We start from the raw sequence: 11,166 nt of genomic DNA on the forward strand, positions 1-11,166 counted from the left end.
TTCGTGGACCACGGCTCCTACCTCCTACCTATGTAGAATGGGGGAAAGGGGCCTGAGACCTGATCCCGCCATGCGGCACTGCATAACCCAGGCGGCCTCGAGCCCGTACTCCACCGACTAACCACAGGCCGGATGCCCTGTCAAGCGTTCTCCACAACCGGGCGCATCTCGGAAACGGGCGACAGCGTATTGACGCCTGCTATGAAGGCGTCAGGATCCCCCGCTCACGGGGAGCGTCCACCGCCACCGGCCGACAGCGTATTGACGCCGGCTATGAAGGTGTTAGGTGCCCCGGACACCACGACGAACCGATCTGCAAATTGCCTACCCCGCGGGCCAGCCCGGCCGCCCATCCACCACCTCCCGTGCGCGCAGGCCTCGCGGGCCAGCCCGGCCGCCCATCCACCACCTCCCGTGCGCGCAGGCCTCGCGGGCCAGCCCGGCCGCCCGTCCACCACCTCCCGTAGGGGCGAACACAAGGTGTTCAGTATCACGACAGGGATGACAGGTATGCGGCACCGGTGCCGCGATTCGCAGCCGGACTGGAATGCACCCCCCACGACAGCCATCGGGCTTCCCTTCGCCCGTCAGTGGCTCGCGGGCACCTCGGCTTCTCCCCTCGAATGGACAGAGCTTCTGGCCCTCCAGACCACGGCCACGGCGACGAGGTAGGCCAGCCAAGACGACAGCTCCATCAGAGACGGGTCGCCATTGTAGCCAAACAGAGCCTTGAGGAAGCTGCCCACGTACCCGTTCTCGTGTAGCAGAGGATAGCTCCCGTCCGGCCTGACCGGCGGGTTGATGTCCCAGACGTGCTCCACCACGATGGGGACCACGCCCGCTTCCTGTAGCTCGTGGATCCCGTGCGCCACCAGCCCGGCGGCGAAGAGAATGAGTATGACGCTGGTCACGTTGAAGAAGGTGCGCACGTTGACCCTCATCGCCCCTCTGAAGGCAGCGTACCCCAGGACGATGGCGGCCGCCACCCCGGCCAATGCGCCCACCAGGCTGGCGCCCCCGGCGGCGAAACTGGCGGCTCCCAGGAAGATTACGGTCTCGATGCCCTCTCTGAGGATGGCGACGAACACCAGGAGCAAGAGGCCGAACCGGCGCGCCGCCGCCACCTCGGTGGCCACGCGCTCCTGGAGCTCGGCCGCCACCTGCCTCTGGCCCATCATCCACAGGATCATAGTGGTCAGGAGCGCCGCCCCCACGAGCATAGTCACGCCTTCGAACACCTGCTCCGCTGCCCCGGTGAACCCCCCGGCCAGCCATTCGAAGATGAGAGCGCCTACGGCGCTGGCGGCCAGCCCGAGGGCGACCCCCCAGTAGACCACGGGGCGGTACCGCCTCTGGCCGGTCCGATCGAGGTAGCCGAGTACGATGCCGACTACCAGAGCGGCCTCCAACGTCTCTCGGAAGGTGATGAGAAAGCTCGGAATCAAGCCGATTCCTCCTGCAACTAGGGCGACGCCGAGGTCACGGGGTAACCGGCCGCCTCCCAGGCGGCCAGCCCTCCCCGGAGGGCCTTGACGTCGCTATAGCCCCAATCTGCAAGCATCCGCGCCGCACGGGCGCTACTCTGCTCGGCAGGTCAAGTACAGATGGTGATGATCTCGGCATCGCGGGGAAGCTCACGATAGCGGTCCTCGAGCTCCGCCAAAGGGAGCGATATCGCCCCCGGGATATGCCCCCGCCGAAAGTCTTCCTCGCTGCGAACGTCTACCAAGAGAGCCTCCCCGGCGTCGTGGCGTGCCTTGGCTTCGTCCACCGATACTCGAAGCACCTCCGGGTAGGGGATGGAAGTGCCCCCCGATGTGGGCGCGGCGCCAGCTCGCGCTCCGGTGCCGGAGCTGCGGGCCAGCACTATGCCCACCACCAGCAGGACCAGCAGGCTCCCCACCGCCAGGCTCCAGGTTCCCCCCTTATCTCGTGCGCGGCGCGCCTTCGGGCGCGACCTCCTCGAACTCCGTCCGCTCAAGCGCGTCTCCTTCTCGCTCCGTCAGTGGCCGTCGCTCACGCTGCCCTCGCAGGAGCGCGTCATCGTCTGGCAGCCCCTTCCGCTGCCAATACCTCGTTCATGCTGCCGGAGCGAAACCCCTGCAGATCCAGAGCGACGTACCGGTATCCCAGCTGCTTCAGCCCCTGGACCACCGAGTGCCGCTGCTCGATCAGCCGGCCGAAGTCGGCCGGCTCCACCTCCAGCCGAGCCACGTCCCCGTGGTGCCGCACGCGTACTTGGCGCAGCCCGATCTTGCGCCGCAGTAGATCCTCCGCCTGCTCCACCTGCCGCAGCCCCTCCCCAGTGATGGACGAATGATAGGGAAAGCGCGAAGCCAGACAGGCCATGGCCGGCTTGTCCCAAGTGGGAAGACCCAGATCGCGGGAGAGCATCCTTACCTCGATCTTCGTCAGACCGGCCTCGATCAGAGGCGCTCTCGCGCCCAGCTCTTGCGCTGCCCGCATCCCCGGCCGGTGGTCGCCCAGGTCGTCCACGGTGGCACCGTAGATTACCTGGGGCAGGCCTTCCTCCCTAGCTACCTGCCACAGCTCCTCGAAGAGGTGAGTCTTGCAGAAGAAGCAGCGGTCGGGAGGATTGCGCCGGAACCGCTCATCCGTCAGTTCATCGGTGAGGATGATGCGGTGCCGGGCCCCCAGCCTGGATGCCAGCTCCCGTGCCTCCTGAAGCTCACTCGCGGGATAGGTCTCAGACTGGGCCGTGACCGCCAGCACCCCCTCCCGCCCCAGGGCCCGTAGGCTGGCTGCCAGGAGGTAAGTGCTGTCCACCCCTCCGGAGTAGGCTACCACCACTCCCCCGGTGGCCTGCAGGAGCGATAGCAGACGCTCCTGTTTGCCCTTGGCGGCACTGTCTGGAGCTCCACCGGCGCCGTCTGCCATGGAATGCCTCCGCTACCCCGCCTCGCCGAAGAGCCCGGTGCTGAGGTAGCGCTCACCGGTGTCTGGCAACACGGCCACGATCAGCTTTCCCCTGCTTTCGGGGCGGCTCGCCACTTGCAGCGCCGCCCAGGCCGCCGCCCCCGAGGAGATGCCGGCAAGGATTCCCTCCTCGCGGGCTAACCGACGGGCGGTATCGGCGGCGTCCTCTTCCTCTACCTGGATGACCTCATCCAGAAGCTCAGTGCGCAACACCTCCGGGATGAAGCCGGCCCCGATGCCCTGGATGCGGTGCGGCCCTGGGGTACCGCCGGAGATGACCGGCGACCGGGCTGGCTCCACAGCTATGGCGCGGAAGCCCGGCTTGCGAGGCTTGATCACCTCGGTCACTCCTGTCACGGTTCCCCCGGTGCCCACGCCGGACACCAGTATGTCCACCGCGCCGCCGGTATCCTCCCAGATCTCGATGGCGGTAGTCTCACGATGCACCCGGGGATTGTCCGGGTTGCGGAACTGCTGGGGCATGTAGGCATTGGCGGTGGCCTGGAGAAGGCGCTCGGCTTCGCGGATGGCGCCTCTCATGCCCTCAGACCCGGGGGTAAGCACTAGTTCCGCCCCGAAGGCACGCAGCAAGTTACGCCGCTCCACACTCATAGTCTCTGGCATGGTGAGAATGAGGCGGTAGCCTCGAGCGGCGCATACCATGGCCAATCCGATGCCGGTGTTGCCGCTGGTGGGCTCGATGACGGTGGCCCCCGGAGTCAGCTCCCCCCGCTCTTCTGCCCCGACGATCATACTCCAGGCGATGCGGTCCTTGACGCTACCACCTGGGTTGAACGACTCCAGCTTGCCCACGACCTCTGCCTCCAGGCCGCGGGCCAGCCGTGACAGACGTACCAGGGGGGTGCGTCCAATGGTAGCGGTGATGTCGTCCAGTATCCTGCCCATCTCGTGCCTCCAGAGCACTGTATCAGATGCAGTACGTGGGAGCCGCAGCGGCTTGCCGGCGGCGATAGCGGTCGGCCAGGTCGGCGAGGGTTACTGACTCCAGTACCTCCATGGCGGCCCGATGCATTCTGGCCCAGACTTCCTGCGTGACGCAGGTCTCCCACCGGCTACACTCGGCAGGGGACGCGATGCAGGCCACGGGCGGGTCGGGCCCCTCCATCACCTCGTACACCTCTCTCACGGTGATGGTCGCCGGGTCGCGCGCAAGCAGGTAGCCACCCTGAGCCCCGCGGACGCTTTGGACCAGCCCGGCGATCCGGAGGCGGCTCATGAGAGCCTCAGCGTACTTCTCCGAAAGTTCCTGGCGGCGGGCGATCTCGGCCAGGCTGAGGGGCCCCTCGTCATGGTGCAAGGCCAGCTCCAGCATGGCTCTGGTGCCGTAGCGGGTCTTGGTGGTCAGGTTCATACCCTAGTAGTCCTGTAGTCTTTGGTGGGATGATACGGGAAGCGGGCGTCCTTGTCAAGTGCGGGGGAAGCAGTCAATGGGAGGCGACAGCCACGGCCCGAGAACCCATTGAGGGCCGCCCAGGGCAGTGACTCGTTCGGCCCAGGAGCGGCGGGGCGATGCCCGAGGCCCGGCCCCGACGCATGTGGAGTCGCGGCGGTCAGGGCCGAGACAGAGGCCGGCCCTGGGCCACCACCGGGATGGCTCCGATGGTACGCTCGAGCGCACCCATGCCATACGGGCACAGGTCCAGGCCAGCCTGTCCTCACCATCGCGGTTGCGTCTGAGGCTTGGAAAGGTATCCTAGAGGGAGGGAGCACGGGCCGCGGGGCGGCCATGCGAGCCGGAGCGAGCCGAGGGAGGGAATGAGGAGCACACTGGCCTGCGTGGCACTAGCATTGGCCCTGACGGCGTGCACCAGGGCCGGCCCTCCCCCTCCGGACTTTCAGAGCACCCTGGAGGCCATCCGCATCGAGCTCACCGGGATGGCCTCCGCTGCGATGCCCATCCCGATAGCCACGCCTACCCCGGCCGTCCCCACCAGCACCGCGACGGACACGCCGGAACCCACCGCCACCGCGACGGACACCCCAGTGCCCACCGCCACCACTACGCCCACGCCTTCGCCTGAGCCCACAGCCACCCCGGTGCTATACGTCGTGCAGCAGGGGGACTACCCGGGCCTGATCGCTTCCAGATTCGGGGTCTCGGTAGAGGAGCTGATGGAAGTCAACGGCATCACCAACCCCCGGGCTCTGGCCATAGGCCAGGTGCTGATCATCCCCGGCCCGCAGGTAACGGTTACGCCCGAGTCCCAGTAGAGGTCGCGGCCACCAGTGTCAGGTCGCGTCCATCAGCCGCCTCTGTGCGCGGCAGAGGTCGTCCAGGGTCACTGCGCTGAGCTCGTTCATGAGGGACGAGGAAAGCTCGTCCCACACCGAGCGGGCTGAGCAGTTGTCAATGCGCGGGCAAGGGGCGCTCTCCTCAGCGAGGCAGGGCACGAGCGTGATCCTCTGCTCGCATACGCGCACAATGTCGGCGGCGCTGATCCGCGTCGGGTCGGAGGCCAGCCGATAGCCGCCGCCGATGCCGCGCACGCTGACCAGGAGGCCCGACTTGGCCAGATCCACAAGGACGTGGGAGAGGATGCCGTGAGGGATGTTCTGCTCCGCAGCCATTTCGTCGCGCGTCAGCTGCTCGCGCCCGTTCGCCTGGGCGATTGCCAGGGCTATCATGGCCTGTATGGCATAGCAGGTCTTTCTGGTGAGCCGTAACATTGCTTACACCTCCCCCGCCTGCTGGCTCAAGACCGACGACGACACTCTAGCGCAAGCCGCCCTCCTCATCAACTGACGCAGGCTGGTGCCTGGACTGGTAACAATTGCGCCGACGCTGCCCGACGCACAGGTTGTGTGCCTGCGCGTGGGGGCGCATCACCGGGGGCACCCGGGCCGGTGCCGGGCGCAACGTGACGGCCAGAGGGCGAGGCCGTATCATGGGCGCAATCACCGCTACCGCGGTCGCCGACGCCTATAGCGGAGGAAGCTGTGTCCGGCATCGCCGTGGTGACCGACAGCACTGCCAACGTGACACCTGAATGGGCTCGGGAGCACTCGGTCGAGGTAGTGCCGGTCTACATCTACTTCGGCGAGCAGGCCTACCGGGACGGTGTCGACATGGATGCTGCCACTTTCTACAGGCGGCTGCGCTCGGCTACCTCTCTGCCCCGCACCTCGCAGCCCTCTACCGGCGACTTCCTGGCGACCTACCGCCGCCTGAGCGCGGACTTCGACCACATCATCTCCATCCACATATCGGCCGAGCTCAGCGGCACGGTGGCAACGGCGAGGATGGCGGCGGAGCAGTTGCGGCAGGAGATGCCCGATGCAGCTCAGGTACATGTGGTGGACTCGAGGCTCACCTCGGGGGCGCAGGCACTGCTGGTGTCGGCGGCCAGCCGGGCCGTCTCCGCCGGCCGGCAGGCCACTGAGGTGGTGGAGCGGCTGAGCGATCTGATCCCCCGGATGCGGGTGGTGTTCATGCTGGCCACGATGGAGTACCTTCGGCGTGGCGGCCGAATCGGGGCAGCGGCCGCGGTGGCGGGAGCCATGCTTCAGATCAAGCCGCTGCTCCAGATCAAGGACGGCGCCATCCACGTTCTGGAGAGGGTGCGCACGGCCGGCCGGGCGCGACGCCGCTTCTACGAGCTGATCGAGAGCTGGGGCGAGGGCCGGCCGGTGCGGGCCGCGGTGGCCCACGCCGATGCCCCCGACGAGGCGCAGGAGACGGCCGAGTTCATACGCCGTCGGCTCGACTGCAGGGAGCTGATGGTGGTGGAGTTCAGCCCTGTGGTGGGTGCTCACAGTGGGCCCGGGACCCTGGGAGCAGCTCTGTACGCGGATCCCGAGGACCTGGCAAGCCCACCCGGTTAGAACAGACCCCGCACTACCAGCATGAAGCCGAAGACGGCCAGGGGGATGCCCACGACGGCTCCCACGATGGTGGCTGACAGCAGCACCCCGAGGATCATCAGCAGCACCCCCAGGACGATGGCCAGCAGCCGCCCAGTGACCTGGATGATGCCGGCCACCAGGCGCCACAGGGCCACGAAGGGCCAGAGAAACCATGAAGTCCCTGACATCGCCACCTCCGCCAATCCAACGCTCTTCATCAGCAATCTACCATTGCCCTGGGCGAATGTGAAGGGCGGCCAGCAGGACCGCGATCGGACGCGGGCGGTCAGAGGCACCGACCGAGGGCCTGCTGCCAGCGTTGAGCCTGTGCCCATCGGGCCCGGCGCCCGTGCCCAACCGGGGCGAGCGGCAGGTGGTGCGGGTGGCAAAGCCGGGCGTCCCGATGGCCGCCGAGCGGCGGCTCCCACGGCGCTTGCGTCCCCCGATGCCGAGCACGCTAGCCAGCTGAGAACCGAGGCTCCCTCACCACCACCGTCCCCCCGTGCCACTCGCTGGCGTTGGCGCCACCATAGCGGGCGTTGTCGCCGAAGCAGAAGTGACAGGTGCCCCGCACCGCCTCGTCCTCCATGATGACCCCCGAAGGCCGAGCTCCCGCATTGCCCCCGATACCCACCTCGGCTAGGAGGCGGTTGGCCTCCGCCGCGGCAAAGTGGCGCTGCATCGCGTCCACGTACATTCGGAACAGCCGGTCGGATTCGTCTGCGCACCGAAGGGCCACGATACGGCCCCCGTCAAGCCGCACCTCGATGGGCGCCGACACCAGGCCGTAGAACACGCTCAGATCGGCCACGATCCGGCCCTCGGCTGAGCCCTCCACCGGGGCGGTGAGCACCTCCGTATGACCGCAGATCATCCAATGCCGGGCACGGAAGGTCAGGTCGGTGCCGCCGGGGGCGGTGACGCGCACAGGCGCATCGGCCGGCAGCCTGTCCCTGAGGCTTTCGAGGTGGGCCCAATCCTCTCGCGGATCCGAGCTGTACACGCGGAGGAAGCTCTCGGGGGCGATCACGGTGTCCACGAAGAGAGGCGAGGGACGAACGCTCAGGGAGGGCTGGCCATCGCGCATGACGAAGAGCCGCGCCACTCCCTGTCGGCTCCACATGCCGGGGGACAGGAGCACGATGAGGCCGATGTTCCCGTCGTCGAAGGCGTCCAGCGCTGCATCCGGCAGGCTAGAAGCATCGTCGGGAACAGGGATGAGCTGGTGCTGGCAGTCCCGCGCCACCAACCCTTGCGCCATCGCTTGGGCCAGGGTCGCCTTCTCCTCGGGGTACACGATGGCGACCCGGCGACCCGGGGGAGCGCGCAGGTGGTAGTCGAGTATGTTGGCAACCACACGCTGCATCATGTCCTGGCTCGGGGGATCTCACCGCAGAGATCGCAGAGACCGCCGAGAAGAACAAGGAGAAAGCCAGAGAACAGGCACGAGCCATGAGGCGGGGCAGGCTGGCCCTGATGCATCTGGCGCAGCGCCACGCCCATCTGAAGAACGCTAGACCCTGCCCTTGCCCTTCTCTGCGCTCTCTGCGATCTCTGCGGTGAGTCCCTCTGCCTCTACAAGCCCCTGAGGATGTTGCCCAGGGCTAGCAGGACGAAGCCGGCCGTGACCAGCCAGAAGGACGCCTCGGCCCCCAGACCCACGTCCACTAGCCGGGTGGCCACTCCCGCCAGTGCCAGCAGTAGAGATAGGTTCCACGTAACCCTTTTGGGCGGGCTTAGCTGCATCGCTGCCTCCTCAGTATCGGTGACATCCACGGGTCAGTTGACAGCGACATATGTGTGCATCGCCGTCGAGCTAGCTCTCAGGAGCCTCCGCCGAGGGGAGCTGCGCCTTCCCGGCGGCTGCTTTGAGAGAGAGCAGCTCGGCCTCGATCTCCAGGTCGGTCTCGCCGCGCTCCAGCGCCTCCAGGCGCGACTCCGCCGAGGCAGCCAACATCTCGCCCCGGGCGGCCACCTGGGCCTCCTTCTCCCGGATGCGGCGCTCCATTCGCTCGATCTGGCTGCTGGGGTCGTAGACCGAAACGCTGCCCAGGGCCTGTTCGGTTGTGCGCTGGATGTGTTCCTGAGCCCGAGCGGCACGATACCGGGCCAGAAGGGAGTCCCGGTTGCTCCTGAGCTCGGCGTAGCGAGACTCGAGCAGGGCCAGCTCCGACTTGAGCTTGTTGATGATCGGTTCTTGAGCTGCCAGCATGCGCTCCTGAGCCTGGGCGTTGGTCTCGTAGTCCCGCTTGCGGACCAGGCACTCGCGGGCTAGGGCGTCGTCCCCTTGAGCCACGGCCAGCTCGGCGTTACGCCGCCACTTCTCGGCCAGCTCCCGAGCCTGCTCCAGGTCCCGCTGCACCAGCTTCTGCTGCGCCACGGCTTCCACTACCTGCTCGCGGGCCTCTCTGATGCCGTCGTACATGTCTCGTAGGATCTGGTCCAGCATAACCTCCGGGTTCTCGGCTCGGTCGAGGGCGTCATTGATGTTGGCGCGAATAAGAGTGGTGATACGGTTGAGAACTGACATCCTTTCTGCCTCCCTAAGCTGCCCGGCAGGGGCGAGGTCACCGGGCGCGATTCTGAATCACAGGCCGCGAGAGAGCTCTCTCGCGGCCTCCGCTACTGCTTGTAGGCGGTCGGCCACCTGGGCCAGTTCGCTCTCGCTGTCGCTGCCGGACAGCGTCACCTGGGCCAGGCCCTCGCGGGCGGCCAGGACGGCGGCGCTGAACCGCCGCAGTTTCTCCACCTCTCGGTCCACTGCCTCTTCCATCGCTGGCGTAGCCACTCCCTGGGCGGAGGCAGCGGCAGCGGCGCCAGCCGTGTGCGCCAAGGCGGCGCCTGCCTCCCGCAGGTCATCGTGCACCCGGCCCACCAGAACGGCGGGAGCTCCGCTCGACCGAGCGATGGTGGCTCCCTCGCGCAGCGCTGTCAACTCGGACGCCGCCCACAGAAGCTGCACCTTGAGGCGGTCGTAGGGAGCGCCCGTGATGGACCGGTCGAGGAGCCGCGCCGCCTCCTCCTGCCGGCCCTGTTCCAGGTAGGTGCGGAGCATCTCCTCTACAGTGCGGGGCCGAAGAGCGCCGGCGAACCGGCCCTGCCCTCCCTCGAGCCTCTGTCCCAGCCACCGGCCGACCGCCTGCGCCAGCCCTAGGATGGCCGTGGTAGACAGGCCCGCACCCAGGGCCACCCACCACAGGGAGCGCAGGGCCAAGGCCATGAGGAGGTAGACCAGGGGCGGTACCAGAGAAGCCACCACGCTCGGCCCAGGGCGGCGATCCAGGCCCTCCAGCTCCCGGAACAGGCGTACCGAGCCCATCCAGAGAAGGAGCGCCACTATAAGGTGGTAGAGCACGAGCAGGATCACACTCACTTCCTGGTATCCGGCGTCACGTGTACGCCGGAACGCCGGCCCACGGGGGCGCGGCCAACCGTGACCGCCTCGCGCCGAGCCTCCCTGGCGCCATCCTGAGAGTCCCCCGTGTCATTCTGAGCGTCAGCGAAGAATCTCCACCCAGCGAAGTGGAGATGCTTCACTCCGCAAACAGACGCTCCGTTCAGCATGACACCGAGAGCGCAGGTGCCTCGTCGAGTATGACGCGGGGAGCGACACTCACACAGCCTCGGTGAGCGCCTCGATGGTGAGAGCCAGACGGCGGCGCACCTCGTCCGGCCCCAGAATCTGGGTGACCTCGTAGAGGGGCGGAGTACGCTCGGCGCCGGTGAGGGCCAGCCGCAGGGTCATGAAGAGCTTGCCCGCCTTCACCCCCGCCGCCTCGGCCTGCTGGCGGATCTTGGCCTCCCACTCCTCGTGCCCGTCGGCGAAGTCGTACTGCTCCAGGTAGGCCCGCAGCATGGCGGCGGCCGCCTCGGCGCTGCCCATCTGCTTGGCCAGAGCCTCCGGCCCCGGCGGCGAGTACAGGTCCGGCAGGAAGAAGGCGTACTGGAGGATGAAGTCACCCAGCTTCTTGAACCGCTCCCGCTCCAGAGTCAACGCCTTGCGGCTGTAGTCCGGGTCGCGGCGGAAGGCGGCGGCGAAGCGGCTGACCTCCTCCGGGCTCAGCTCGTGGGCCACCCGGCCCTGCCTGGTGCCCTCCTCGATGACCACGCCCTCGCCCTTGGCCTCGATCCGGGCCAGGAGCGCGTCTAGAGCCTCGTAGAACTGCTCCGGACTGAGATCGCGCAGGTACTGGCCGTTGATGAAGTCCAGGAGATCCCGGTCGGCCACGGGACCGGCCTTGGAGAGCTGGCGAATATCGAAGAGGCGCACGAACTCCTCGTAGGAGTAGACGTCCTTCTCCTCCGGGTGGGCCCAGATGATGCGGGTGAGGAAGTTGCGGAAGCCCTCGGGGAGGTAGCCCTGGT

Annotated in this window: 14 protein-coding genes; 2 read left to right on the forward strand and 12 right to left on the reverse strand. The window is 67.5% G+C overall.

Annotation, left to right across the window (positions count from 1 at the left end; all coding sequences use genetic code 11):
- Positions 1 to 587 precede the first annotated feature (587 nt).
- The 5 genes from HPY83_15080 to HPY83_15100 all read right to left on the reverse strand — a co-directional run bounded on the left by HPY83_15080 (position 588) and on the right by HPY83_15100 (position 4,309).
- On the reverse strand, positions 588 to 1,442 hold the full coding sequence (locus HPY83_15080) for a high-affinity iron transporter (protein ID NPV09268.1): 855 nt from the start codon (positions 1,440 to 1,442) through the stop codon (positions 588 to 590).
- Positions 1,443 to 1,594: 152 nt separating this feature from the next.
- Positions 1,595 to 1,981, reverse strand: a complete 387-nt coding sequence (locus HPY83_15085; protein ID NPV09269.1) for a rhodanese-like domain-containing protein — start codon at positions 1,979 to 1,981, stop codon at positions 1,595 to 1,597.
- 59 nt (positions 1,982 to 2,040) lie between these two features.
- Positions 2,041 to 2,898, reverse strand: a complete 858-nt coding sequence (larE, locus tag HPY83_15090; GenBank protein ID NPV09270.1) for an ATP-dependent sacrificial sulfur transferase LarE — start codon at positions 2,896 to 2,898, stop codon at positions 2,041 to 2,043.
- Positions 2,899 to 2,910: 12 nt separating this feature from the next.
- Complete coding sequence (cysK, locus tag HPY83_15095) at positions 2,911 to 3,843, reverse strand: cysteine synthase A (GenBank protein NPV09271.1); 933 nt, start codon at positions 3,841 to 3,843, stop codon at positions 2,911 to 2,913.
- Positions 3,844 to 3,865: 22 nt separating this feature from the next.
- Complete coding sequence (locus tag HPY83_15100) at positions 3,866 to 4,309, reverse strand: Rrf2 family transcriptional regulator (GenBank protein NPV09272.1); 444 nt, start codon at positions 4,307 to 4,309, stop codon at positions 3,866 to 3,868.
- Positions 4,310 to 4,713: 404 nt separating this feature from the next.
- On the opposite strand from HPY83_15100, the gene HPY83_15105 reads away from it, so the two are divergent.
- Positions 4,714 to 5,169, forward strand: a complete 456-nt coding sequence (locus HPY83_15105) for a LysM peptidoglycan-binding domain-containing protein (GenBank protein ID NPV09273.1) — start codon at positions 4,714 to 4,716, stop codon at positions 5,167 to 5,169.
- 18 nt (positions 5,170 to 5,187) lie between these two features.
- Here the strand turns inward: HPY83_15105 and HPY83_15110 are convergent, their stop codons facing one another.
- Positions 5,188 to 5,625, reverse strand: coding sequence for an Rrf2 family transcriptional regulator (locus HPY83_15110; GenBank protein NPV09274.1), 438 nt, complete (start codon positions 5,623 to 5,625; stop codon positions 5,188 to 5,190).
- Positions 5,626 to 5,895: 270 nt separating this feature from the next.
- Between HPY83_15110 and HPY83_15115 the strand changes: the two genes are divergently transcribed.
- Positions 5,896 to 6,780, forward strand: a complete 885-nt coding sequence (locus HPY83_15115; protein NPV09275.1) for a DegV family protein — start codon at positions 5,896 to 5,898, stop codon at positions 6,778 to 6,780.
- Here the strand turns inward: HPY83_15115 and HPY83_15120 are convergent.
- The 6 genes from HPY83_15120 to HPY83_15145 form a co-directional block, all read right to left on the reverse strand.
- Positions 6,777 to 6,989: a hypothetical protein gene (locus HPY83_15120; protein NPV09276.1), complete on the reverse strand. Its 213-nt coding sequence runs from the start codon at positions 6,987 to 6,989 to the stop codon at positions 6,777 to 6,779. The genes HPY83_15115 and HPY83_15120 overlap by 4 nt on opposite strands.
- A gap of 269 nt (positions 6,990 to 7,258) precedes the next feature.
- A complete protein-coding gene (locus HPY83_15125; GenBank protein ID NPV09277.1) occupies positions 7,259 to 8,170 on the reverse strand; it encodes a hypothetical protein in 912 nt (303 codons plus the stop codon).
- Positions 8,171 to 8,376: 206 nt separating this feature from the next.
- A complete protein-coding gene (locus HPY83_15130) occupies positions 8,377 to 8,547 on the reverse strand; it encodes a hypothetical protein (GenBank protein NPV09278.1) in 171 nt (56 codons plus the stop codon).
- Positions 8,548 to 8,617: 70 nt separating this feature from the next.
- A complete protein-coding gene (locus HPY83_15135) occupies positions 8,618 to 9,331 on the reverse strand; it encodes a PspA/IM30 family protein (GenBank protein NPV09279.1) in 714 nt (237 codons plus the stop codon).
- 57 nt (positions 9,332 to 9,388) lie between these two features.
- Positions 9,389 to 10,168, reverse strand: coding sequence for a hypothetical protein (locus tag HPY83_15140; GenBank protein ID NPV09280.1), 780 nt, complete (start codon positions 10,166 to 10,168; stop codon positions 9,389 to 9,391).
- Positions 10,169 to 10,414: 246 nt separating this feature from the next.
- Positions 10,415 to 11,166 (reverse strand): hypothetical protein (locus HPY83_15145; GenBank protein NPV09281.1); only part of this gene is annotated, 752 nt, incomplete at its 5' end.

Source organism: Anaerolineae bacterium (genome assembly GCA_013178015.1).
In the GTDB taxonomy this organism is placed as follows: domain Bacteria; phylum Chloroflexota; class Anaerolineae; order DRVO01; family DRVO01; genus Ch71.

Excerpts from the sequence above, each read along its gene's own strand:
- HPY83_15130 (NPV09278.1), bottom strand. The coding sequence starts at position 8,547 with ATGCAGCTAAGCCCGCCCAAAAGGGTTACGTGGAACCTATCTCTACTG.
- HPY83_15125 (NPV09277.1), bottom strand. The coding sequence starts at position 8,170 with ATGATGCAGCGTGTGGTTGCCAACATACTCGACTACCACCTGCGCGCT.
- larE (NPV09270.1), bottom strand. The coding sequence starts at position 2,898 with ATGGCAGACGGCGCCGGTGGAGCTCCAGACAGTGCCGCCAAGGGCAAA.
- HPY83_15135 (NPV09279.1), bottom strand. The coding sequence starts at position 9,331 with ATGTCAGTTCTCAACCGTATCACCACTCTTATTCGCGCCAACATCAAT.
- HPY83_15100 (NPV09272.1), bottom strand. The coding sequence starts at position 4,309 with ATGAACCTGACCACCAAGACCCGCTACGGCACCAGAGCCATGCTGGAG.
- HPY83_15105 (NPV09273.1), top strand. The coding sequence starts at position 4,714 with ATGAGGAGCACACTGGCCTGCGTGGCACTAGCATTGGCCCTGACGGCG.
- HPY83_15110 (NPV09274.1), bottom strand. The coding sequence starts at position 5,625 with ATGTTACGGCTCACCAGAAAGACCTGCTATGCCATACAGGCCATGATA.
- HPY83_15120 (NPV09276.1), bottom strand. The coding sequence starts at position 6,989 with ATGTCAGGGACTTCATGGTTTCTCTGGCCCTTCGTGGCCCTGTGGCGC.
- cysK (NPV09271.1), bottom strand. The coding sequence starts at position 3,843 with ATGGGCAGGATACTGGACGACATCACCGCTACCATTGGACGCACCCCC.